A 21,627-nucleotide genomic window follows, 5' to 3' on the forward strand; every position below is an offset into this window, starting at 1 on the left:
GCGCGGGGTCCTCGTGCACCTCGATCGGCGATGGTGTGTCGGGCACGGTTTCAGCGACAGCGACGGGCTCGGGGCTGGGCGCCTCGGTGGGTTCCACACGCGCCAGCGGCGCGGCGCGTGGGGTCGGCTTGGGTTTGGGCTTTGCCTTCGGTTTTGGCGCGGGCTCCGGGACCGCGACCGGTGTCGGCGCCGGCACGATCCAGCGCACGCTGCTCACGCGCACGGGCGATGCGTTCGGTGCGGTGGCGGTGCTGGGACTGGCGGGCTCGCCGCTCGCCGTGGTCGGTGACGCCGCAGCCGGTGGCGTGGCCAACGCGCCATCGGGCAGTTGCCAGCGGATGTCGCCGGCCAGCAGGACCAGGTGCGCGCCCAGCACCACCGCCACCAGCGTGGCCAGGATGGGCCAACGGGGCGAGGCCGACGGTGCGGGGTGGTGATCGGTCACGGGCGTGCGGTGCCGGGGCTGTGCCCCAGGTCGGCGCTGAGCTGGCGGGCGCAGCGCAGCAAGGCGGAGGCGGGTGCGCCGAGGTGGTCGGTGTCCAGTGTGGCCACCGAACCGAGCACCACCAGGCCCAGCGCGAGGCGGCCCTGGGCATCGAACACCGGGGCGCAGAAGCCGCCCACGCCGGGCAGCAGGCTGTGCACCACGCGGCCCATGCCGTGGCGGCGCGTGTCGTCCAGCATCGCCTGCACCTGCGCCATGTTCAGCGGCACATCGACCAGCGGCAGGTCGCTGTTGAGGGGCAGTTTTTTCAGGCGCGCGAGTTCGTCGCGCAGCATGGGCGCGATGCGCTGCGCGTCGCGCCCTTCGCTGCCCATGAAGGCGGCAAAACAACGGCCCGTGGCCGAGGTCAGCAGGGGCATCACGTCGCCCAGGCGCAGCGTGACCGGCACGGTCTGCGGGGCTTCGGTCCAGTGCACCATGGTCGGGCCCTGGTTGCCCCAGACGGCGATGGCCAGCGTGTGGCCGGTCTCGCCGAGCAGGGCATCGATGCGCTCGCGCGCGAGTTTCACCGCGTCGATGCGCGAGAGGCTGGCCAGCCCGATGCGCAGCGCGGCGGGGCCGAGGTCGTAGCGCGTGCTCACCGGGTCCTGCATCACCAGGCCCATGCGCTGGAAGCTCACGAGGTAGCGGTGCGCCTTGGCCGCGCTCATGTGGGCGGCGGCGGCCAGGTCGCGCAGCATCAAGGCGCCGGGCGCTTGTGCCAAGGCGTCGAGCAGTTCGAAACCGACTTCCACCGACTGGATGCCGGCGCGCATGGGTTCCGCGTCTTCGCGGGGTTCGACATCGGCAACGGGGCGTTGGGCAGCGGGCATGTGCAGGACGGTCACGAGGGGTTGGAGGTGCGGGGGCGCCTCAGGTTCCGCGGGTCGGCCATGCGGGGTTGTTGTGTGTGCCGCGCCGACCTTTGGTCTAGAATCCAGATTTTACGGTTAGGTGAATGAATTTCACTATTCGTAATTTCGGCGCAGGTCGGTCCTGTGTTGCTACAACCCCCTGAGAGCAGGAGATTTGCATGAAACTCGCCACGTACCGAGACGGCTCGCGCGATGGACAACTGGTGGTGGTCTCCCGGGACCTGAGCACGGCGCATTATGCGACCGGCATCGCCCACAAACTCCAGCAGGCGCTGGACGACTGGAACTTCATCAGTCCGCAGTTGCACGACCTGTACGTGACGCTCAACCAGGGAAAGGCGCGCCACGCCTTTCCCTTCGATCCGACCCAGTGCATGGCGCCGCTGCCGCGCGCCTACCAGTGGGCCGACGGCTCGGCCTATATCAACCATGTGGAGCTGGTGCGCGCGGCGCGCAACAGCGAAGTGCCGCCGTCGTTCTACACCGACCCGCTGATGTACCAGGGCGGCAGCGACGATTTCATCGGCCCGTGCGACGACGTGGTGGTGCCCAGCGAAGAGTTCGGCATCGACTTCGAGGCCGAGATCGCGGTCATCACCGGTGACGTGTCCATGAGCGCCACGCCCGAGCAGGCGCTGGATGGTGTGCGCCTCCTGATGCTGGCCAACGACGTGTCGCTGCGCAACCTGATCCCGGCCGAACTGGCCAAGGGTTTCGGTTTCTTCCAGAGCAAGCCGGCCACCGCGTTCAGCCCGGTGGCGGTGACGCCGAACGAACTTGGTGACGCCTGGCAGGGCGGCCGCGTGCACCTCACGGTGCAGTCGACCTGGAACGGCCGCAAGGTCGGCATGTGCGAAGCCGGCCCGGACATGACCTTCCACTTCGGCCAACTCGTGGCGCACATCGCCAAGACACGCAACGTGCGCGCCGGCTCCATCGTGGGCAGCGGCACGGTGAGCAACAAGGGCGTGGAAGTGGACGGGCGAAAGGACTGGCCCAAGGGCTACAGCTGCATCGCCGAGAAGCGCGCGATCGAGACCATCCTCGACGGCAAGCCGTCGACCGAGTTCATGAAGTTCGGCGACACCATCCGCATCGAGGTGAAGGGCAAGGACGGGCAGAGCGTGTTTGGCGCGATCGATCAGAAGATCACATCGCTCGACTGATCAGCTCCAGGCCGGCACCAGCCACTCCGGTTTGATATCCATGCCGAAGCCCGGTGCGTCGGACGGCACCAGCTTGCCATCGCGTGGCACGGCCACGCCCGGGATCTTCGCCGCTTCTTCCAGTGGCACACCCGGGTCCGATGCGAGCCAGAACTCGGCGAGCGACGCTTCCGGCATCGCGAAGTGGAAGTGCTGGCCGAAGGGCAGGCCGGCGCCCGAGTGCGGAAAGGTCGAGAGGCCCGCGGCCTCGCCCAGTGTGTAGATCTTCAGCGCCTCCGACAGCCCACCACCCCAACGCAACTCGGGTTGCAACACGTCGACACAGCGCCGGTCGACCAGTTCGCGAAACGCGTAGCGGCCCTTGTGGTCTTCGCCGGTGGCGATCGGCAAACTGGGCACCGCGCGCTTGAGTTGCGCCAGGCCATCGGTGTCGTGCGGCATGAGCGGCTCTTCGATCCAGCGCAGGTTGTAGGGCAGCAGGCGCTCCATCAGCCGCGCGGCGAACTCCACGTTGAACGACATCACCGGGTTGTACATGAGGTCCGCCGTCGGCCCCACGGTTTCGCGCGCCTTCGCCACCTTCTCGACAATGCGCTGCAAGCCTTCGGTGCCTTCCTCATGGAACACCGGGTTGCTGATCTTGAAGGCCTTGAAGCCCAGCTCCATTGACCAGTCGAGGTCGTCGCTGGTGCAATAACAATCGATGTGCGGCCGGCACGGCCCACCGATGAGGCTGTACACCGGCGTGTCGAGCAGCTTGCCCTTGAGGTCCCACAGCGCCAGGTCGATGCCGCTGCGCGCCACCATCGCCAGACCCGTGCCGCCAAAGCGCTGCGTCGAACGCCACATGAGGTCGTTGAGGAACTCGATCGCGAAGCAGTCGCGCCCCACCAGCAGCGGCGCGTAGTGCTCGCGCAGCAGCGGCGCGATCAGCGGGCCCCAGTGGCACACGCCCACGCCCCAGGTGCCGTCTTCGGCGGTCACCTTGATCCAGCATTCGTTGGCCACCTCGCCCGGGATCTTGCGCAACTGCCGCGGGAACTCGGGGTACTTGTTGATCGGGAACGCGCGCTTGGAGGTCTGGTTGTAGCTCGCGCGGCGCGGCGTGGTGCGTTGCGTGGGGGCGGGCAGCGCCAGCTTGCACAGCTCGATGGACTGGATCTTCATGTGGTTGGGCCTGGTGTATTTACAGAAGGTGGGCGATGAGCTCGGCCGCGCCGGTGACCTCGTGCGCCTGCGGCATCAGCAAATCGAGCGAACGGCCGCTCACGCTCACCGCGCCGACCGGAAAGCCGTCGCCGTCCAGGATGGCCGCCGCCACGCAGCTGGAAGTGGGCGTGTTCTCCGCGTTTTCGGTGGCGTAGCCGCGCTCGCGGATCGCCTTGAGTTCCTGCCGCATGCCCGCCATGGTGGTGATGGTTTGCGGTGTGCGCGCCGTCATCGGGTTGGCCTTGAGCAGGTGCTCGGCGCGCTCGGGTGGCAGGTGCGCCAGGATGACCTTGCCCATGCCGCTGGAGTGCAGCGGGATCGCGCGCCCGAAGCGCGAGTAGATGGTGGGCAGCGTGGGCTTCTCGGCGCCGCCCAGCAGCAGCACCTGCTCGCGGTGCAGGATGCCCAGGTTCGCGCGCGCATTCATCTTCAAGGCCAGGGCCTGCAGGTGCGGCAGGGCGCCCACGCGCAGGCGGTTGCGGTCCAGCACCTCGGCGGCCAGCGGCAGCACCGAGAAGCCGATGCTCCAGCGCGTTTCGTTCGGAATCTGCTGCAGAAAACCCATGGCGGCCAGCGTCTGCACCAGGCGGTGCGCGGTGGGACGCGAGATGCCCACGCTCAGCGCAAGCTCGCTGATGGTGGGTGGGTGCGGCATCTGCGCCACCGCCTCCAGCACCTGCAGCGCCTTGCCCAGTGTCTTGACCTCGGGTTCGGCCAGGGCGTCGGTGTACAGCGTGCGCGGTGTGGCGCCGGCGCGCTTTTTGGGGGCTGTTTTGCTCAGGGTATTCATGGATGAAAAGGCTCGTAAAGCTGGATTTTTTACGACGTGTCCAATATGTGGACACATCGTTTGACATGAAAAATTGTCGACCGTTTAATGAACGAGTCTATTGAAAATTGGATGGTTGTCCAAGCTTTATGAAAGCCTCTATGCGAATTGTTTTTGCCACCAAGGTCGCCCGCGCTCCCGTGTTGAAGGCGCTGGAATCGGCCCCGAACGTTGAACTCATTGCCTGTGACGACCTCGCCGAGGTGGCGTCGCACGTCCACGACGCCGATGCGCTGGTGATCTCCGATCCGCGCGGCCCCGATGGCAAGGCCATCTCGGACGCCTTGAAGCGCGACGGCTGCCGCGTGAAGTGGGTGCAGGCGGTGACGGCGGGCGTGGCCGGTCTGCTGGCCCACGGTGCGCCGGCGCACGTGGTGATCACCAACCAGGGCGGCGCGGTGGCGCCGGCGGTGGCCGAACATGCCATGACCATGGTGCTGACCATGGCGCGCCAGATCGGCGCGATCATGGTCCGCAGTGGCCAGCACCAATGGAACAAGGAGTTCGAGCCGCCCTTGATGTCGGTCGAGGCGCGCACGATGGTCATCGTGGGCTACGGCAACATCGGCCGCGAACTGGCCCAGCGTGCCAAGGGCTTCGGCATGAAGCTCATTGGCGTGTCGCGCTCGGGCAAGGGCGACGACCTGCTCGACGAGGCGCTGCCCATGGAGCGACTGCACGAGGCCCTGGCCAAGGCCGACGTGGTGGCGCTCACGGTCGCCTCCGCGCCCGCCACGCGCCACCTCATCAACGCCGAGGCCTTCGCCGCCACGAAGAAGGGCGCCTACTTCGTCAACGTGTCGCGCGGCGAGACGGTGGACCAGGTGGCGCTCAAGAGCGCGCTGGAGAGCGGCCAGCTCGCCGGCGCCTTCCTCGACGTGACCGACCCCGAACCCCTGCCGGCGAGCGACCCGCTGTGGGACGCGCCCAACCTGCTGATTTCGCCGCACACCGCAGGCGCCGGCAGCACGCAGACCGGCCTGCGCATCGCCCGCGTGGTGGTGGGCAATGTGCAGCGCTTCCAGGCGGGCGAGCCGCTGCTGCACACGGTCGACCGCTGACGTCGACACCCTTGAAAGACCCCCAGGACATCAGAAAGGAGACCACACCATGACCGCATCCCTCTACCGCATCGACCAGCGCCGCCGCCAGATCGCACTGGGCCTCGCTCTGTCACCCACGCTCGCGTTCGCGCAGGACGTCAAGCAGTCCACCATCATCGTGGGCTCGCCCGCCGGCGGTGCCACCGACAAGATGGCGCGCTTCTTCGCCGACGGCCTGCGCGGCTTGTATGCCGACAACGTGCTGGTGGACAACAAGCCGGGTGGTGGTGGCGTGATCGCCTACGAGTACGTGAAGAACAGCCGGCCGCGCGACGGTAGCCTGGGCTTCCTCTCGCCGTCCTACCCGATCACGGTCACGCCGCACATCGTCAAGAACCTGCCCTACAACCCGTTGACGGACTTCATTCCCGTGGGCATCACGGGCCGCTCGGGCATGGCCTATGTGCTTGGCCCCGGCACGCCGGCTGAGATCACCACGGTGGATGCGTACCTGAAGTGGGTGCAGCAAAACCCCAAGCTGGCGCTGTACGGCGCGCAGACCGGTTCCAGCCAGCATTTGTCGGGCGCCACGCTGGCGCTGGTGACCAAGGTGCCGCTGGAGAACGTGTCGTACAAGGGCGACGCGCCTGCGGTGAAGGACCTGGTGGGCGGCCACATCCCCGCCGTGATCATGCCGATCGCCAGTGCCTTGCCCCTGGTGAACAACAACCAGGCGCGCGTGTTGGCGGTGACGCGTCGCGAGCGCTCGCGCTTTCTGCCCAACGTGCCGACCTTCACCGAGCTGGGCTACCCGGCGGTGATGATGCAGGACTGGATGGGCATCTTTCTCCCCGCCGGCACGCCAGCGCCCATCGTCAAGAAATACAACGAGGCCATCGCCCAGGTGCTGCGGAATGAGCGCAGCAAGGAGGCCTACAACACCTTGGGCTTCGAGGCCGACGTGGTGTCGCACGAGCAGTTCGTCGAGATCCTGCAGGCCGACTACAAGCGCTATGGCGACGTGATCGCGCGCACCGGCTTTCGCGAAGCCTACGAGAAGGCACAAGGGGGTTCGAAGTGAGCGCCGTGATGGAGCGGCAGGCCGTCGGCATCGAGGTCGTCCCGGTCACCACGCACGTCGGCGCCGAGATCCGCAACATCGACCTGTCGCAACCGCAGTCCGCCGAGGTGATCCGCCAGATCCGCGCGGCGCTGGTGCAACACGGCGTGGTGTTCTTCCGCAACCAGTCGCTCGACTCGGCGCAGTACGAGGCGCTGGCGCACGCGTTTGGCAAACCGGTGCGCCCCAACAGCGGCATCATTCCCGCGCTCGCGGGCACGACCGTGATCGCCGAAGTCCGCAAGGACCCCGACATGGGCCGCAACGTGGGTGGCAGCTGGCACACCGACCAGGTGTACCGACCCAACCCGAGCTGGGGCACCATGCTGCTGTGCCGCGAAGTGCCGACCTTTGGCGGTGACACCTTGTGGGCCAGCATGTCCGCCGCGTACGACCGGCTCTCGCCCGGCCTGCAGAAAACGCTGCGCGGTCTGCGCGCGGTGCACTCCAACGCCAACGTGCAATCGCGCATGAACACCGGCCGCGCGCCCGACCCCGATGTGGTGCACCCGGTGGTGATCCGGCACCCGGAGAGCGGACGCCACATCCTCTACGTGAGCCCGAGCTACACGCGCCACTTCGAGGGCTGGACCGAAGAAGAGAGCAAGCCCTTGCTGGACTACCTGTACCAGCAGTCGCAGCACCCCGAGATCTTCTGCCGCTTCCACTGGGAGAAAGGCTCGCTTGCCTTCTGGGACAACTACCACACCTGGCACTTCGCCGTGAACGACTACGAGGCCGGTGAGCGCGTGATGCACCGCATCGTGGTCGAAGGCCCACCGTTTGACCGCGAGCTCGAGACCGGCGCATGAAGATCACCCGCATTGAAGACTTCCACGTCGATGGTGGATGGGACGTCTGGTCGTTCATCAAGATCAGCACCGATGAAGGCATCGTCGGCTGGGCCGAGTTCAGCGAGGAGCGCGCGCGCCAGGGTTTGACGGCGCTGGTGCGCGCCATGGGCAAGCAGCTCATCGGCGAAGACCCGCGCAACGCCGGCCTCATCTGCGCGAAGCTGCGCCAGACCACGCAGGGCGTGGGCATCGGCCTGCAGTCGCTGGCCATCGGCGCTTATGAGAACGCGTTGCTCGACATCCAGGCCAAGGCCATCGGTGTGCCGGTGCACGCGCTCTTCGGTGGCGCGCTGCGGCGGCGCCTGCCGCTGTACTGGTCGCACTTCGGCATGTACCGCGCCAAGAACCCGAAGATCTTCGAAGAGGTGGTGGGCGAGCCGGCGGTGCGTTGCCTCGACGACCTCAAGGTCGCTGCGGCCCTGGTGCCGCAGCGCGGCTACAAGGCGCTCAAGACCAACCGCCTGCTGCTGGACCCGGCGCGGCTGAAAGGCGCCACGCCCTCGGTGGCGCGCGGCGCCGGCCCGTTCGAACTCAACATCGAGCCGTGGATGGTGAGCGACATCGTGGACCAGCTCGAAGCGCTGCGCGAAGGCGCCGGACCGGATGTGGCGCTGATGATGGACCTGAACTTCAACTACAAGACCGAGGGCTTCCGCCGCATTGCCAAAGCGGTGGAGAAGTTCGACATGATGTGGCTGGAGATCGACACTGCCAGCGCCGCGGCGCTCTCGACCATCCGCCAGTCCACCAGCACACCGATCGCCTCGCTGGAGACCATCCTGGGCCGGCGCGCGCTGCTGCCGTTCGCGCAACAGCAGTCGGTGGACGTGGCCATCATCGACGTGGTCTACAACGGCCTCATCGAGTCCCTGCGCATGGCCTCGCTGCTGGAGGCTTTCGAGGTCAACGTGGCCGGCCACAACACCTTCAGCCAGCTCGGCACCGCCATCACCGCCCACTTCTGCGCGGTGATTCCCAACTTCCGCGTGCTGGAGTTCGACGTGGACGAAGTGCCCTGGCGCTCGGCGCTGGTCACGCGCCCGCTGGACATCGTCGATGGCGAGCTGCTGATCAACGACTTGCCCGGCTGGGGCATGGACATCAACGAAGACGTGGCGCGTGAACACGCGGTCGCGCGATGAGGGCAGAGGCCGCAACGATGAGCAACGCAGCAGAAGACACCGCCCACGTGGTGCAGGTGCAGGGCCTGGTCCGCCGCTACCGAGGCAAAGGGTCGGGCGGGCAGGCCAGCGTGGTGACCGCCGTGGACGACGTCAGCCTGTCGGTGAAGGCCGGCGAACTGGTGGTGTTGCTCGGCCCCAGCGGCTGTGGCAAGACCACTTTGTTGCGCAGCGTGGCCGGGCTGGACAAGCCGGACGCGGGATCGATCCGCCTGGGTGGCCGCACGGTGTTCGACGCAGCCAGCGGCGTGTTCGTGCCGCCCGAAGACCGGCACATCGGCATGATGTTCCAGTCGTACGCGCTCTGGCCGCACATGACGGTGGCGCAGAACGTGGCCTACCCGCTGAGCTCGGCGCGCGGACGCGCCAAGACCTTCGAGCCGCAGGTCAGCGCCATGCTGGACAAACTCGGCGTCGCGGGCTTGGGGCACCGCTACCCAAGCGAACTCAGCGGCGGGCAGCAGCAGCGCGTGGCCCTGGCGCGCGCGCTGATCGCCTCGCCCTCGCTGATCCTGTTCGACGAGCCGCTGTCGAATGTGGACGCCAAGGTGCGGCGCCGTTTGCGCGCGGAGTTGCGTGAGCTCAAATCGCGCACCCGGTTCGCCGGCATCTACGTCACGCACGACCAGGAAGAAGCCATGGAACTGGCCGACACGCTGGTGGTGATGGACGCGGGCAAGATCCGCCAGAGCGCCGCGCCCCGGCATGTGTACGCGCAACCGGCCTCGTTGTACGTGGCCGAGTTCGTGGGCGAGATGAACCGCTGGGCCGGCGTGGTGGAGGCGGGTGATGCCGTGTCCACCCCCGTGGGGCGTTTCGCGCTGCCGAGCGCCGCACGGGCCACGGCGCGTGCGGGCGATCGCGGCTGGCTCGGCATCCGCCCCGAGAACGTGGTGCTCACCACCGCGCCCGATGCGACGCTGAGAGCCACCATCGGCGACGTGATCCACCTCGGTGCGCGCATCGAATGTCGGCTGCACGTGGAGGAACACGAGATGGTGGTCTGGCTCGGCGCCGACGAGGCCGCTGTGCTACCGCTGTCGCCGGGCAACACCATCGGCGTGGCATTGCCGCAGGAGCACATGCGATGGCTGCCGAACTGAGCGAGCCTGCACCGGTCCAGAGCGGCATGGCCGCGACGCGCTGGCTCACCTACGCGGTGGCCGCCGGCATCGTGCTGCTGGCCTTCGTGCTGGTGTTCTACCCGATCGGCATCATGGTGCTACGCGGTGTGATGCCCGAGGGGCGTCTCGATCTGCGGCCGTGGATCGAGACCTTCGCCGACCCGGCGCTGCACCGCGCTGTGCGCAACACCAGCGTTCTCGCACTGGCCACCACAGCGATGTCGGTGCCCCTGGGCGTGTTCTTCGCCTGGCTGATCGAACGCACCGACGCGCGCTGGGGCTCGTTCTCGCGCCTGCTGCCGGTGATCCCGCTGCTGTTGCCGCCGGTGGCCATGGCCATTGGCTGGTTGTTCCTGGCCGATCCGCGAGCGGGTTTTCTCGCCAAGCCGCTGGTGGCCGCCTTGCAGGCCATCGGCATCGATATCGACCCGGACAGCATTGCCATCCAGAGTTGGACCGGCATGGTGTTTCTCTATGTGCTGTGGGGCGTGCCGCACGTGTACGTGGTGGCCGCCGCCGCGTTCAGCAACCTGGACCCGTCGCTGGAAGAGGCCGCGCGCATGAGCGGCAAGGGCCGGCTGCGCTGCTTCTGGGAGGTGTCGTTGCCGTCGATCAAGCACGCGGTGGGCGCATCGGTGCTGATCTGCATGATCTCCAGCGTCGGCCTCTACTCGATCGCCGCGCTCATCGGCTCGGCCGCGCGCATCGAGGTGCTCTCGGTCTACATCTACCGCTTGCTGCATTTCGCCTACCCGCCCAAGCTGAGCCAGGCGGTGGTGATCGGCCTGACCTTGATGGTGTTCATCGGTTTGTTGTGGATCTTGCAGCGCCACGTGGCTTCGCGTGGCGGTTCGGCGCAGATCGGTGGCATGGGCGTGCGGCCCAACCTGTTGGCCCTGGGCCGCTGGCGCTGGCCGGCGCGCGCGCTGATCGTGCTCTACGTGGTGCTTACCAGCGTGCTGCCGCTGCTCGCGCTGTTCATCGTCGCGCTGCAGCCGTACTGGCGTCCCACCATCGTGTGGGCCGACCTGAGCTGGGCCAACTTCGGCGAGTTGCTGCAGGCCGGCATTCCGCGCCAGGCCATCGTCAACAGCGCGGTGCTGGCGCTGCTCACCTCCACCGGCGTAGTGCTGATCGCCGGCCTGATCGCGGTGATGGCCAAACAGCTCGGCGGCCAGCTGGAGAAGTTCCTCGGCATCGCCACCAAGGTGCCCTCGGCCGTGCCGCACATCGTGTTCGCGGTCGGTGTGTTGGTGGCGTTCGGTTTCACGCCGTTTTCACTGTCCGGCACCTCGCTCATTCTGTTGATCGCGTATCTCGCGGTGTACCTGCCCTCGGCCACCATCGCGGCGGAGTCGTCCGTGCAACAGGTGGGCAACCAGCTGATGGAGGCCGCGCGCGTGGCCGGCGCGGGGCCGGGCCGCGTGTTCCGCACCGTGCAGCTGCCGCTGATCCTGCCCGGGCTCGCGGCCGGCTGGGCCTCGGTGTTCGCGCTCGTGCTGGGCGAGCTGAACGCGGCGGCGATTTTGTCGGGGCCGCACAACCCGGTCATCGGCTACCTGATCCTCACCCTGTTCGACAACGGCACCTATTCGCAGCTGGCGGCCGTGGGCAGCCTGATCGGCGTGGTCTCGGCCATCACGCTATCGGTCGTGCTGGTGTACGGCCGCCCGCGGTACGGGCACAGCGCTTAGCCATTCTGGATTCATCCCCACAACAAGGAGACATGCCATGACGATTCGCCTTTCTGTTTCTGCCCTCGCCAGTGTGTTGGCCCTGGGCGCGGTCCACGCGCAGCAGGAGCCGCCGGCCAGCCTGGTCACCGCCGCCAAGGCCGAGGGGGCGCTGATGATGTATTCGTCGGACGACGAGCAGCGCCAGAAGACCATGCTGGCCGGCTTCGAGAAGAAGTACGGCATCAAGGGTTCCTTCATCCGCTTCCCCACCGGACCGCTGATGCAGCGCTTCAACGTCGAGGCCGATGCCAACAACGTGCAGGCCGACATCGTGAGTGTGAGCTCGCCGATTCCGTTCGAGTCGAAACCCGAGCGCTTTGCCGCGCTCACGCCCGACGGCGTGCCCAGCCTGGCGCGCTGGCCCAAGGAATACATCAAGCCGAACTTCATCCTGCACACGCTGGACGTGGTGGCACTGGTCTACAACACCGAGCAGATCAAACCCGAAGACGTGCCGAAGACCTGGTCCGACCTGGCCGACCCGAAATGGAAGGGACGCTTCCTGCTGACCGACCCGCAGGTCGCGGACAACTACCTCGGCTGGCTCGACGCGGTCGAGCGCCGCCTGGGCATGGACTACCTGCGCAAGGTGTCGGCGCAGAACTACAAGGTCACGCAAAGTGGCGCCTCGGGCGTGCAGATGGTGGCCGCCGGTGCGGTGGCGTTCAACGCCCCGACCTTCACCGCGTTCTCCAGCGGCCTGATCGCCAAGAAGGCGCCGATCGCGGTCACCTACCCGAAAGACCCGTCGGTGATCTCCGCGCGCTCGTTCGGCATTCCGTCCAAAGCGCCGCATCCGAACGCGGCACGCCTGTACGCGAACTTCCTGTTTTCGGAAGAGGGCATGAAGCTGTACTGCAGCGTGGCGCCGACCTCGCTCGCGGGCGATCCGGAAGGCAAGCATGGCTGCGTGCCGGTGCGCGAGGGCGTGCAGATGCGCTTCGACGTGAGCGAACAGCGCAAGCAGGACATGGCCCGCGCGCTCGGTGTGGCGAAGTGAGGCCGCCATGACCGCGATCCACGACCACCCGATCGACCACCCCGCGGCCTGGACCGGTGCGGCCTTGCAAGGCAAGGAGGCCCTCGCGCGGCCATTGAGCGCTGTCGAACTCGCGGCGTTCGACAACGTGTTGAGGAACACCACGCACCTCGCGCCGCAGGCGGTGACGCGCGCCGAGGTGACGCAGCCCGCCATCGTGGGCCTGGCCAGCGAGCTGCGCCACGAGATCATGGAAGGGCGCGGCGTCGTGCTGCTGCGCGGCGTGACACCCGAGCGCTATTCGCCGCAGGACATGGAGCGCATCTACTGGGCCATCGGCACACACCTGGGAAAACCGGCGGTGCAGAGCCGCACCGGCGACAAGCTCGGCCGCGTCGAGCAGGACCCGAACGACCCCGTGTCGCGCGGCTACCGCAGCTCGGGTGAGCTGGTGATGCACACCGACTCGTACGAAGTCGTCGGCCTCATGTGCATCCGCCAGGCGAAGGAGGGTGGGCAGAGCGCGCTGGTGAGTTCGCTGGCGATCCACAACGCCATCCGCGCCGAGCGGCCCGACCTGCTGCCCGCGTTGTACGAAGGCGCCGTGATGGCGATTCCGGAGGCGCAGACCAGCCGCCACCCGCTGACCGCGACCGCCATTCCCGTGTTCTGCGATGTCGATGGCGTGGTGAGCTGCATGTATGCCGCGAGCTTCATGCGCGCGGCGGCCAAGCTCAAGGGCACCGAGCTGCCGCCCGCGCTGGACGAGGCCTTGAAGTTCTTCTCGCAGATCGCCGAGCGCGACGACTTGGCGCTGCGCTTCCACCTGGAGCCCGGCGAGATGCTGATCTGGCACAACTTCACCAACCTGCATTCGCGCACGCACTACGAGGACGACCCGGCGCACCCGCGCCTGCTGTTGCGCCTGTGGCTCACGGCGCACGAACCGCGCCCGGTGGTGCCCGAGTTCCGCGAGCGCGCGCGGGTGTACGACCTGGTGTATGCGGAGTACCGCGAGAAGGCAGCGTCTTAGCTCGCGTAGACCTGCTCGAGCGAGGCGAAGCCCTTGACCTCGATCGGGTTGCCGAACGGGTCGCAGAAGAACATCGTCCACTGCTCGCCGGGTTCGCCTTCAAAGCGCACCTGTGGCGGCAGCACGAAGTCCACACCCGCGGCCTGCAGCCGTGCGGCCAGCGCCTTCCATTCGGGCAACAACAGCACCAGGCCGAAGTGCGGCATGGGCACGAGGTGATCGCCCACGCGGCCGGTGCGCGCGGTTTTCAGCGGCTCGCCCAGGTGCAGCGAGATCTGGTGGCTGAAGAAATCGAAGTCCACCCAGGTGTCGGTGCTGCGGCCCTCGGCGCAGCCCAGCACGTCGCCGTAGAACCGGCGCGCGGCGTCCAGGTCGGTGACGTTGAAGGCGAGGTGGAACAGGCTGCGGGTTTGCAGGGTGGTGTGCGTGGGGTTCATGGGTGCCAGCATAGTGCGTTCGCGCACAATCGTCTGAACATCAACGACGCGCCAGGAGACCCGTATGACATCCGTGGACTACAGCCGCTACCAGACCCTCGCCATCACCCGCCGCGGCCCTGCCGTGGATGGCGTGCCCTCGGTGCTTGACATCCAGATGCGCGCCGACGGCCCCGGTGGCAACGGCAAGCTGCCCACGGCCGGGCACGAGGGCCATTGGGAGCTGAGCGAAATCTGGCGCGACGTGGGGCGCGACGACAGCGTGCGCTGCGCCGTGCTGCGCGGCAGCGGCATGGGCTTCTCCGGTGGCGGCGACCTGGCGCTGGTGCAGGACATGGCGACCGACTTCGAGGTGCGCACGCGCGTCTGGAAGGAAGCGCGCGACCTGGTCTACAACGTGATCAATTGCGACAAACCCATCGTGAGCGCCATGCACGGGCCGGCGGTGGGCGCGGGCCTGGTGGCGGGATTGCTGGCCGACATTTCCATTGCCGCGAAGAGCGCGAAGATCGTCGACGGCCACACCCGCCTGGGCGTGGCGGCGGGCGACCATGCGGCCATCGTCTGGCCGCTGCTGTGCGGCCTGGCCAAGGCCAAGTACTACCTGATGCTGTGCGACCCCATCAGTGGCGAAGAGGCCGAGCGCATCGGCCTGGTGTCGCTCGCGGTGGACGACGCGGTGCTGCTCGACAAGGCCTACGAAGTCGCCGACCGACTGGCCAGCGGCAGCCAGAGCGCGATCCGCTGGACCAAGTATTCGCTCAACAACTGGCTGCGCCAGGCGGGGCCCGCGTTCGACACCTCGCTGGCGCTCGAATTCATGGGTTTTGCCGGGCCCGATGTGCGCGAAGGTGTGGCATCCTTGCGTGAGCGCCGTGCACCCCGCTACGGTGTGGACGGCTGACGAAGAACCCACAGGAGACCTCCATGAGCGACGCCCCCGGCAGCGGTTTCGGCAAATTCGTCCCCGGTTTCGAGTTCCTGCAAAACCTCGCCGGCCAGGCCGCGGGCGGCGTGGCGCAGGGCATCAGCCAGAACATTCCCCAACTGCCCAACCTGGGCAACTGGGTGGCACCCACGTTCAACGTGGAAGACCTGGAGAAACGCATCGAGGAACTCAAGGCGGTGCATTTCTGGCTCGACCAGAACGCCAAGGCCTTGGGTGCGACCATCCAGGCGCTGGAGGTGCAGAAGATGACGCTCTCCACGCTCAAGTCCATGAACTTCAGCATGGGCGACGTGGCGAATGCGCTGAAGATCAAGGCCGCCGATACGCTGGCGGGCTTCACCGGTTCGGCCCCAACCGCGGCAGCGCCCGCGCCTTTTGCCGGGCTTGAAATTCCCGAGCGCACCTACGGAAAAACCGCTCCGGAACCAGAGCCCGCCGCCGAGTCCGAGCCGCCTCCGGAGCGCAAGCGCGCGCCGAGCAAGGCGGCCGCCAAAGCCGCGCCCGCCGCTGCCGGCGGTGTGGTCGACCCCGTGCAATGGTGGGGCGCGCTCTCGCAGCAGTTCCAGCAGATCGCCAGCAACGCGATGAAAGACGTGGCCAAACAAACCACGCTCGACGCCACGCGCCAGGTCGCGACCGGCCTGACCGACCGGGCGGTGAAAACCGCCACCGACATGGCCGGCAAGGCCGCGCGCAACCTCACCGACACGGTGGCGCGCAACGTGGGCACCGCCGCGGGCGTGGGCCGAGCGGCCGTGCGCGCCGTGAGTGAACGCCCGCCGACCGCCAAGAAAGCCGCTGCGCGCAAAGCGCCCGCCAAGAAAAGCGCGGTGCGCAAAACCACCCGCCGTTGAACCCTCCCGAGACGCACGCCCCCATCGCGTGCGCACCGCCATGAAACTCTTTCCCTACGCCCACGCCACGCATCCGCAATGGCGCATGGCCACCGCCCTGGTGCTGGCCCAATTGCGCGCGCAGATGGCGCTGCCCGACTTCGCCAAGTCGCCCTCGCTGGCACTGCTCTACATCACCGACCACTACGCCGATGAGGCCGAGGCCATCCTGGAGCACCTCAGCGCCGAATTGCCCGAAGTGACCGACTGGGCAGGCACCGTGGGCGTGGGCGTGGCGGCCAACAACGTCGAGTATTTCGACGAACCCGCGCTCAGCCTGATGCTGTGCGATCTCAGTCCCGACCAGTACCGCGTGTTCAGCGGCGTCGCGCCGCTCTCGGCCAGCGGACGCGCGAGCGGGACCGATGGTTTCGTCGCCCACACCGCCCTGGTGCACGCGGACGGGGGCACGCCCGAGTTGCCCGATCTGATCGCCGAAATGGCCGAACGCACGCGCAGCGGCTACGTGTTCGGCGGCCTGGCCAGCAGCCGCGGTCAGAGCGTGCAGTTCTCGCACGGCAGCGCCGGCAACCTCAGCGGCCAGGGGGCGGTCAGTGGCGTGTTCCATGGCGGCCTGAGTGGCGTGGCCTTCGGGCCCGATGTCGGCCTGATCTCGCGCGTCACGCAGGGCGCGCAGCCGGTGGACCGCGAGCGCACCGTGACCGGGTCCGACGGCAACCTGGTGCTCACGCTCGACGACGAACCCGCGCTGGACGTGCTGCTGCGCGAGCGTGTGATCTCGCTCGACGCGCCCGACGAGGCCATGCCGCGCTTGCGCGCCACCCTGGTGGGGCTGGCGCCGGCGGCGTCCGAACGCGGTGACGAAGCCGGTGCGCCGCGCGTGCGTGGCCAGTTCGGCGCCGAGGTGTTGGTGCGCCACCTCATCGGTCTGGACCCGGGCCGGCGTGGTGTCGCCATTGCCGATGTGGCGCCGGTGGGCACGCGCCTGGCGTTCTGCGAGCGCAACGTGAACGCGGCGCGCGCCGACCTCGTGCGCGTGTGCGCCGAGGTGCGCGAGGAACTCGAACCGGAAGAGCTCAGCCTGTCGGCGGCCACCGCGCTGGCCGCCTCCGACGTGGACGCCGGCCCCCACCCCGAGCGGCGCATCGCGGGGGCGGTGTATGTCAGCTGCTCCGGGCGCGGCGGCCCGCATTTCGGCAGCCCCAGCGCCGAGCTGCAGACGGTGCGCCGGGCGTTGGGCGACGTGCCGCTGGTGGGCTTCTTCGCCGGCGGCGAAATCGCCCACCACCGGCTCTACGGCTACACCGGCGTGCTGACCGTGTTCACCATGCCCTGAGTCTGTCTTCCCAGGCCCACTCCGCGCGCCCGGGCGCGCCGCAGCAGGAACACCACGATGCCGACGTTGAGCAGGTTGAAGCCGATGCCGTTGATGAAGGCGGCCTGGTAGGAGCCGGTGAGGTCGAAGATCGCGCCCGACATCCAGCCGCCCAGCGCCATGCCCAGCAGCGTGGCCATGAGCACCGTGCCCACGCGCACGCCGGCCTGCATCGGTGCGAAGTGCTCGCGCACGATCAGCGCGTAGCTCGGCACGATGCCACCCTGGAACAGGCCGAACATCCCCGAGATCAGGTACAGCGGCACCAGGCCGTCGAACGGCAGGAACATCAGCAGCGCTACGCCCTGCAACACCGAGCCCAGCAGCAGCGTGCGCAGGCCGCCGATGCGGTCGGAGATCCAGCCAGAAATCAAGCGGCTCGCCACGCCCATGCCCAGCATCACCGAGAGCATTTCCGCGCCGCGCGCGGCGCCGAAGCCCAGGTCGGTGCAATACGCCACGATGTGCACTTGCGGCATGGACATGGCCACGCAGCACGACACGCCCGCCACGCACAGCAGGGCCTGCAGCGTGCCGGGCGACAGACCGAGCGGGCGATCGGTGTGCACCGCAACGGAAGGGTTGGGCACGGCGGCCTGCACCACCGCCTCGGCAGGTGGTTGCCGCCGCAGCACCAAGGCCAGCGGCAGCATGGTGAGCAGGCAGAACCAGCCAATGAAGGTGTAGGCCTCGCGCCAGCCGCCGTTGTCGATGAAGTGCTGCGTCACCGGGGGCCACACGGTGCCGGCGACGTAGTTGCCGCTCATGCAGATCGCCAGCGCAATGCCCCGGCGGCGCGTGAACCAGCGCGAGGTATCGGCCACCAGGGGGGCGAAGGTCGCCGAGGTGCCGAGCAAGCCGATGAGAAGGCCCTGCGCGAGGCTGAACTGCCAGAGGTTGGTGGCCGCGCCCGCGGCGATGAAGCCCAGGCCCAGGCCGACGGCGCCGCCCAGCACCGGCACCATCACGCCGAAGCGGTCAGACAGCTTGCCCATGAGGATGCCACCGATGCCGAAACCCACCATGGTGAGCGTGTAGGGCAGCGAGGCGTCACCACGGTCGATGCCGAAATCGGCCTGGATGCGGGGCAGCACCACGGTGACCGAATACATGCCCACGCCGCCCAGCGTCATGAGCGCGAGCGAGACGACCAGCCGCCACCACGCGTAGGGCGATTCGGCGCTGGCCGTGGGTTTCATGTCTGCAGGCCCGCGCGGGCGCGCGCCCGCTCCAGGGTGCGCTGTGCTTCCTGTGCCGGCATGCCGTACATGTCGGCGAAGGCGTCCACCGTCTGCCCGCTGGCGTCGAAGGCGCGCAGCAGCGCGGCGTCGCGCGCGCTGCGGCTGGCGGATTCGGCCAAGGCGTCGGCGGTGATCGTATTGACCTCTTCGTCGCGTCCCCCCACCAGCGTGGCGTAGGCTTCACGGCCCAGGCCCGAGGCCTCGAACGCCTGCGCGATGCGCTGGCGCAGTTTGGGCCGCACGTCTTCCCTGGTGCGGCTCTGGCGGCGGCGGAAGACTTCGATCAGCGCGTGGTGCACATGCTCGGGTGCCAATGCTTCGACCGGCTGGCCGGCCAGATCGTGGCGCGCCTGGCCCGAGGCCACCACGGTGAGGTAACGCGTGGAACGCGTGTGTTGCGCCAGCGCGGCCTTCAGCGGCTCGCCTTCCAGCACGCCGGGGTGGGCGTCCAGCAGATCCTGGTAGATGCCGCGTTTCAAGGGCAGGGGCGATTCACCGAACAGCTGGGGGTGGAGTTCGGCCAACTGCTTGAGCACCGGGTGCTGCTCGCGGCCCGGGTTCGGGGCGCGCTGCTGGTTTCGCGGCGGACGCGCGCCGGACCGTTTTCTGGCCTGGGGTTGGGGCGAGGAGGCGTCTTGGCTTGGGGTGGAATCAGCAGGGCTCATGAGACGGTTGGGAAACTTGTCGGTCGGGCGTGTGTGAACACGGAAAGCGCGTCATCATGCCAGCCCGCGCGGAGCTGTGGTGTTCAGGGGTGCATCCACCAGGGCGCGCAAGGTGTGGGCGTCGACGGGTTTGTGGATGAGAGGGAAGCCGAGGACGGAGGCCTCCTGGATGCGTTTGGGCGAGGTGTCACCGGTGAGGATGTAGGTGGGCACCGTGCGCGGCAGGCAGGCGTGGACGGCCTGAATGGCCTCGACCGCCGTGACCACGCCGCCCAGGCGGTAGTCCGAGATCAGCACATCGATCTCGTGGCCGTGGTTGATGGCCATGAGCACGGCCTCATCGGGCGAGCCGGCGCAGAACACCCGGTGGCCCCAGACCGACAACACACTGTGCATGGCGCCCAGCACCTGCGCATCGTCATCGATCACCAGCACCCCCTGGCTGTGGGCGGTGCGCGCGTAAGCGGGCTCCTGCGCGGGTGCTGGCGCCACAGAGGGCGCGGCACACCGGGGTACGCGAATCGAAAACACCGACCCGCGTCCGGGCGCCGAGCGCACCTGCAGCGGCGCCTGCAGCAACTGCGCCGAGCGCTTGACGATCGACAAGCCCAGCCCCATGCCATGCGACTCGTGGTGCAGCGCCGTGGACTGGCCGATCTGATAGAACGCCTCGAAAATCGCCTCGCGCTGCCCATCGGGAATGCCGATGCCCTGATCCCAGACCTGAATCTCCACCTCCTGGCCCTGGGCTCGGCACCCCAGCAGCACCCGCCCGCGGTGCGTGTAGCGCACCGCATTCGACAGCAGATTGGCCAGGATGCGGCGCAACACCGTGGGGTCCGTGTCCACCCACAGCGGGCTGGGCGAGACCCGCAACTGCAAGCCCTTCTCCTGCGCCAGCGGGTGGAACTCCTGATCGAGCTCGGTGAACAGCTGGGCCAGGCTGGTCGGGCTGCGGGCGATCTCCACCGCGTTCGCATCCAGGCGGGAGACATCCAGCAGCATGTTGAGCAACTGCCCCAAGCCATCCAGGGAAGACTGCATGCGTCGGCAAATCACCCCCAGCTCGCTCGGCGGCACAGCCGGGGCCTGCGCCATGGAGCGCAGCGCGGTGAGGAACAGGCCCAGGGCGTGGATAGGCTGGCGCAGATCGTGGCTGGCCGCGGCCAGAAACACCGACTTGGCGCGATCGGCCGCCTCGGCCTTGTCCTTCTCGGTGCGCAGGCCCGTGATCAGCTCCTGGATGCGCAGCTGCGCCTCGCGGCGGTCGCGGATATCGCGAAACACGGCCATGCGCAAATGCTCGCCATTGCGCATCATCGAGCGCCCGATGATGTCGACTGGCAGGTGCGTGCCCTGGCGGGTGAGCAGCGCGCCCTCGTACGCGGTCTCGCTGTGCTGGGCGATGACGTGGCGGGCGTGGGCGCGGTATTGCGGGGCGAGGAACTGTATCGTCTGTTTGCCCAGCATCTCTTCGGCGGGCAGATCGAGCATGCGGCAGACGGCCGGGTTGATGTCGGTGATGACTCCATCGATGTGGAAGATCACCCCTTCGGCGCTGGCTTCCATGAACTTCGCCAGCCGGTCCTCCGACTCCCTCAATGCCTGTTCGGCTTCGTAGGCCTGGGTGACATCCAGCATCAGGACATACACGCCATTTTCCTTGCCGTCGGCACCGATGTCCGGAACCATCGTCACCTCCAGCCTCGGGCACCGTCCGTCGGACTGGGGCACGTGACATTGGAAGACCACCGTCTCCTGGTGTTCCAGGAGCGGTCTGGATTGCGCACGCACCTCCTTCAGCAGCACTTTGTCGAGAATCTTCGCCACGGGCCAGCCGAGGATCGACTTCTCGTTCATGCCGAGCGCGTGGGCGAATTTGGGATTGGCGAACATGCAGCGGCTGTCAGGGCGCGGACCGAAATACGCCACCATCACCCCCAGGTGCTTGAACACAAGGTGCAGGCGGTTGATCAGGACTTGCGCCTGTTTGCGCGCGGTTTCTGTGGCCGTGACATCGGCAAAAAAACAATCGTGGCGCTCCTGGGTCTGCGCCCACCAGCCCGAGCAGGCCAGCGAAACGGCTGCGCAGCCATCAAGGCTCGGCAGTTCCAGCGAGAGCTGGAAGTCGGCCGGCTGCTGCAGCGCGGACAGAAGCATGTCGCGCGATGAGGGCGCCAAGCGGTCCAACCAGGAAGCCGCGCTGGGGGTCAGGTCCAGCCGTTCAAGGAACGCCGGGGACGTGTCCACCATTGCGCCATCCGCGCGCAGAGAAGCCCCGAGGCCCGGCACAAGTTTCCAAGGAATCTTGGGGTTTGACGTCACGGTGTTTTGACGGGCTCGACTGGGGGCGTTGATGGTAGCGCATGCCCTGGTGACGTCACGCTGGGCAGCCCGACAAATAGTGCAATGGCGTTATTGATGCAGAGAGCACCCGATTGGACACTGCAGCCTCTACCGGGCGGGTCATTTT

The 21,627-nt window shown here is 67.8% G+C and carries 19 protein-coding genes and 1 pseudogene; 12 read left to right on the top strand and 8 right to left on the bottom strand.

From position 1 onward, the window contains the following. Positions 1-445, bottom strand: a pseudogene (locus tag FFS09_RS27390) (hypothetical protein); the annotation flags it as partial. After that, a complete protein-coding gene (locus FFS09_RS27395; RefSeq protein ID WP_502703763.1) occupies positions 442-1,317 on the bottom strand; it encodes an IclR family transcriptional regulator in 876 nt (291 codons plus the stop codon). The pseudogene FFS09_RS27390 and the gene FFS09_RS27395, both read right to left, overlap by 4 nt. Before the next feature lie 200 nt (positions 1,318-1,517). Between FFS09_RS27395 and FFS09_RS27400 the strand changes: the two genes are divergently transcribed. Beyond that, positions 1,518-2,525, top strand: coding sequence for a fumarylacetoacetate hydrolase family protein (locus FFS09_RS27400; RefSeq protein ID WP_137922071.1), 1,008 nt, complete (start codon positions 1,518-1,520; stop codon positions 2,523-2,525). Here the strand turns inward: FFS09_RS27400 and FFS09_RS27405 are convergent, their stop codons facing one another. Beyond that, the gene (locus FFS09_RS27405) at positions 2,526-3,692 is read right to left on the bottom strand and encodes an enolase C-terminal domain-like protein (protein ID WP_137922072.1); all 1,167 of its coding nucleotides are present in this window, start codon (positions 3,690-3,692) and stop codon (positions 2,526-2,528) included. 19 nt (positions 3,693-3,711) lie between these two features. Continuing rightward, entirely contained in the window at positions 3,712-4,524 is an 813-nt protein-coding gene (locus tag FFS09_RS27410) for an IclR family transcriptional regulator (RefSeq protein WP_171020222.1), read from the bottom strand. Positions 4,525-4,664: 140 nt separating this feature from the next. On the opposite strand from FFS09_RS27410, the gene FFS09_RS27415 reads away from it, so the two are divergent. Genes FFS09_RS27415 through FFS09_RS27450 form a run of 8 tightly spaced genes read left to right on the top strand, consistent with a single transcriptional unit; the run spans position 4,665 to position 13,633 of the window. Then, positions 4,665-5,624: a D-2-hydroxyacid dehydrogenase gene (locus tag FFS09_RS27415; RefSeq protein ID WP_171020223.1), complete on the top strand. Its 960-nt coding sequence runs from the start codon at positions 4,665-4,667 to the stop codon at positions 5,622-5,624. A 49-nt stretch (positions 5,625-5,673) separates the two neighbouring features. Continuing rightward, entirely contained in the window at positions 5,674-6,687 is a 1,014-nt protein-coding gene (locus FFS09_RS27420) for a tripartite tricarboxylate transporter substrate-binding protein (protein WP_171020224.1), read from the top strand. Continuing rightward, a complete protein-coding gene (locus FFS09_RS27425; RefSeq protein ID WP_212745171.1) occupies positions 6,684-7,538 on the top strand; it encodes a TauD/TfdA dioxygenase family protein in 855 nt (284 codons plus the stop codon). Before FFS09_RS27420 ends, FFS09_RS27425 begins: the two co-directional genes overlap by 4 nt. After that, entirely contained in the window at positions 7,535-8,722 is a 1,188-nt protein-coding gene (locus tag FFS09_RS27430) for a mandelate racemase/muconate lactonizing enzyme family protein (RefSeq protein WP_137922076.1), read from the top strand. Before FFS09_RS27425 ends, FFS09_RS27430 begins: the two co-directional genes overlap by 4 nt. A gap of 17 nt (positions 8,723-8,739) precedes the next feature. Continuing rightward, positions 8,740-9,864, top strand: a complete 1,125-nt coding sequence (locus FFS09_RS27435; RefSeq protein ID WP_171020225.1) for an ABC transporter ATP-binding protein — start codon at positions 8,740-8,742, stop codon at positions 9,862-9,864. Further along, complete coding sequence (locus tag FFS09_RS27440; RefSeq protein ID WP_137922078.1) at positions 9,849-11,579, top strand: ABC transporter permease; 1,731 nt, start codon at positions 9,849-9,851, stop codon at positions 11,577-11,579. The genes FFS09_RS27435 and FFS09_RS27440 overlap by 16 nt, the downstream gene beginning before the upstream one ends. Before the next feature lie 37 nt (positions 11,580-11,616). Then, positions 11,617-12,621: an ABC transporter substrate-binding protein gene (locus FFS09_RS27445; protein ID WP_137922079.1), complete on the top strand. Its 1,005-nt coding sequence runs from the start codon at positions 11,617-11,619 to the stop codon at positions 12,619-12,621. 7 nt (positions 12,622-12,628) lie between these two features. Beyond that, positions 12,629-13,633 carry a TauD/TfdA family dioxygenase gene (locus FFS09_RS27450; RefSeq protein WP_137922080.1) on the top strand — a complete coding sequence of 335 codons (1,005 nt, stop codon included), beginning with the start codon at positions 12,629-12,631 and terminating at the stop codon, positions 13,631-13,633. Here FFS09_RS27450 and FFS09_RS27455 read toward each other — a convergent pair. After that, positions 13,630-14,070: a VOC family protein gene (locus FFS09_RS27455; RefSeq protein WP_137922081.1), complete on the bottom strand. Its 441-nt coding sequence runs from the start codon at positions 14,068-14,070 to the stop codon at positions 13,630-13,632. The genes FFS09_RS27450 and FFS09_RS27455 overlap by 4 nt on opposite strands. Before the next feature lie 73 nt (positions 14,071-14,143). Here FFS09_RS27455 and FFS09_RS27460 point away from each other — a divergent pair, with 73 nt between their 5' ends. The 3 genes from FFS09_RS27460 to FFS09_RS27470 are packed head-to-tail and all read left to right on the top strand — an operon-like array spanning position 14,144 to position 17,209. Further along, entirely contained in the window at positions 14,144-14,974 is an 831-nt protein-coding gene (locus FFS09_RS27460; protein WP_137922097.1) for an enoyl-CoA hydratase/isomerase family protein, read from the top strand. 23 nt (positions 14,975-14,997) lie between these two features. Next, entirely contained in the window at positions 14,998-15,873 is an 876-nt protein-coding gene (locus FFS09_RS27465) for a PhaM family polyhydroxyalkanoate granule multifunctional regulatory protein (RefSeq protein ID WP_137922082.1), read from the top strand. A gap of 40 nt (positions 15,874-15,913) precedes the next feature. Further along, positions 15,914-17,209 carry an FIST signal transduction protein gene (locus tag FFS09_RS27470; protein ID WP_137922083.1) on the top strand — a complete coding sequence of 432 codons (1,296 nt, stop codon included), beginning with the start codon at positions 15,914-15,916 and terminating at the stop codon, positions 17,207-17,209. Here FFS09_RS27470 and FFS09_RS27475 read toward each other — a convergent pair. Genes FFS09_RS27475 through FFS09_RS27485 form a run of 3 tightly spaced genes read right to left on the bottom strand, consistent with a single transcriptional unit; the run spans position 17,173 to position 21,407 of the window. Next, positions 17,173-18,447, bottom strand: a complete 1,275-nt coding sequence (locus FFS09_RS27475; RefSeq protein WP_137922084.1) for an MFS transporter — start codon at positions 18,445-18,447, stop codon at positions 17,173-17,175. The genes FFS09_RS27470 and FFS09_RS27475 overlap by 37 nt on opposite strands. Next, complete coding sequence (locus FFS09_RS27480; RefSeq protein WP_137922085.1) at positions 18,444-19,154, bottom strand: ProQ/FinO family protein; 711 nt, start codon at positions 19,152-19,154, stop codon at positions 18,444-18,446. The genes FFS09_RS27475 and FFS09_RS27480 overlap by 4 nt, the downstream gene beginning before the upstream one ends. A gap of 54 nt (positions 19,155-19,208) precedes the next feature. Continuing rightward, positions 19,209-21,407, bottom strand: a complete 2,199-nt coding sequence (locus tag FFS09_RS27485; protein WP_137922086.1) for an ATP-binding protein — start codon at positions 21,405-21,407, stop codon at positions 19,209-19,211. Positions 21,408-21,627 lie beyond the last annotated feature (220 nt).

Origin of the sequence: Hydrogenophaga sp. 2FB, from assembly GCF_005503365.1 — a bacterium.
Taxonomy (GTDB): domain Bacteria; phylum Pseudomonadota; class Gammaproteobacteria; order Burkholderiales; family Burkholderiaceae_C; genus Hydrogenophaga.

Coding starts and splice junctions, on each gene's coding strand:
- FFS09_RS27435 (WP_171020225.1), top strand. CDS start 8,740: ATGAGCAACGCAGCAGAAGACACCGCCCACGTGGTGCAGGTGCAGGGC.
- FFS09_RS27410 (WP_171020222.1), bottom strand. CDS start 4,524: ATGAATACCCTGAGCAAAACAGCCCCCAAAAAGCGCGCCGGCGCCACA.
- FFS09_RS27440 (WP_137922078.1), top strand. CDS start 9,849: ATGGCTGCCGAACTGAGCGAGCCTGCACCGGTCCAGAGCGGCATGGCC.
- FFS09_RS27455 (WP_137922081.1), bottom strand. CDS start 14,070: ATGAACCCCACGCACACCACCCTGCAAACCCGCAGCCTGTTCCACCTC.
- FFS09_RS27470 (WP_137922083.1), top strand. CDS start 15,914: ATGAAACTCTTTCCCTACGCCCACGCCACGCATCCGCAATGGCGCATG.
- FFS09_RS27415 (WP_171020223.1), top strand. CDS start 4,665: ATGCGAATTGTTTTTGCCACCAAGGTCGCCCGCGCTCCCGTGTTGAAG.
- FFS09_RS27445 (WP_137922079.1), top strand. CDS start 11,617: ATGACGATTCGCCTTTCTGTTTCTGCCCTCGCCAGTGTGTTGGCCCTG.
- FFS09_RS27485 (WP_137922086.1), bottom strand. CDS start 21,407: ATGGTGGACACGTCCCCGGCGTTCCTTGAACGGCTGGACCTGACCCCC.
- FFS09_RS27475 (WP_137922084.1), bottom strand. CDS start 18,447: ATGAAACCCACGGCCAGCGCCGAATCGCCCTACGCGTGGTGGCGGCTG.
- FFS09_RS27430 (WP_137922076.1), top strand. CDS start 7,535: ATGAAGATCACCCGCATTGAAGACTTCCACGTCGATGGTGGATGGGAC.
- FFS09_RS27405 (WP_137922072.1), bottom strand. CDS start 3,692: ATGAAGATCCAGTCCATCGAGCTGTGCAAGCTGGCGCTGCCCGCCCCC.
- FFS09_RS27395 (WP_502703763.1), bottom strand. CDS start 1,317: ATGCCCGCTGCCCAACGCCCCGTTGCCGATGTCGAACCCCGCGAAGAC.
- FFS09_RS27420 (WP_171020224.1), top strand. CDS start 5,674: ATGACCGCATCCCTCTACCGCATCGACCAGCGCCGCCGCCAGATCGCA.
- FFS09_RS27465 (WP_137922082.1), top strand. CDS start 14,998: ATGAGCGACGCCCCCGGCAGCGGTTTCGGCAAATTCGTCCCCGGTTTC.
- FFS09_RS27480 (WP_137922085.1), bottom strand. CDS start 19,154: ATGAGCCCTGCTGATTCCACCCCAAGCCAAGACGCCTCCTCGCCCCAA.
- FFS09_RS27450 (WP_137922080.1), top strand. CDS start 12,629: ATGACCGCGATCCACGACCACCCGATCGACCACCCCGCGGCCTGGACC.
- FFS09_RS27400 (WP_137922071.1), top strand. CDS start 1,518: ATGAAACTCGCCACGTACCGAGACGGCTCGCGCGATGGACAACTGGTG.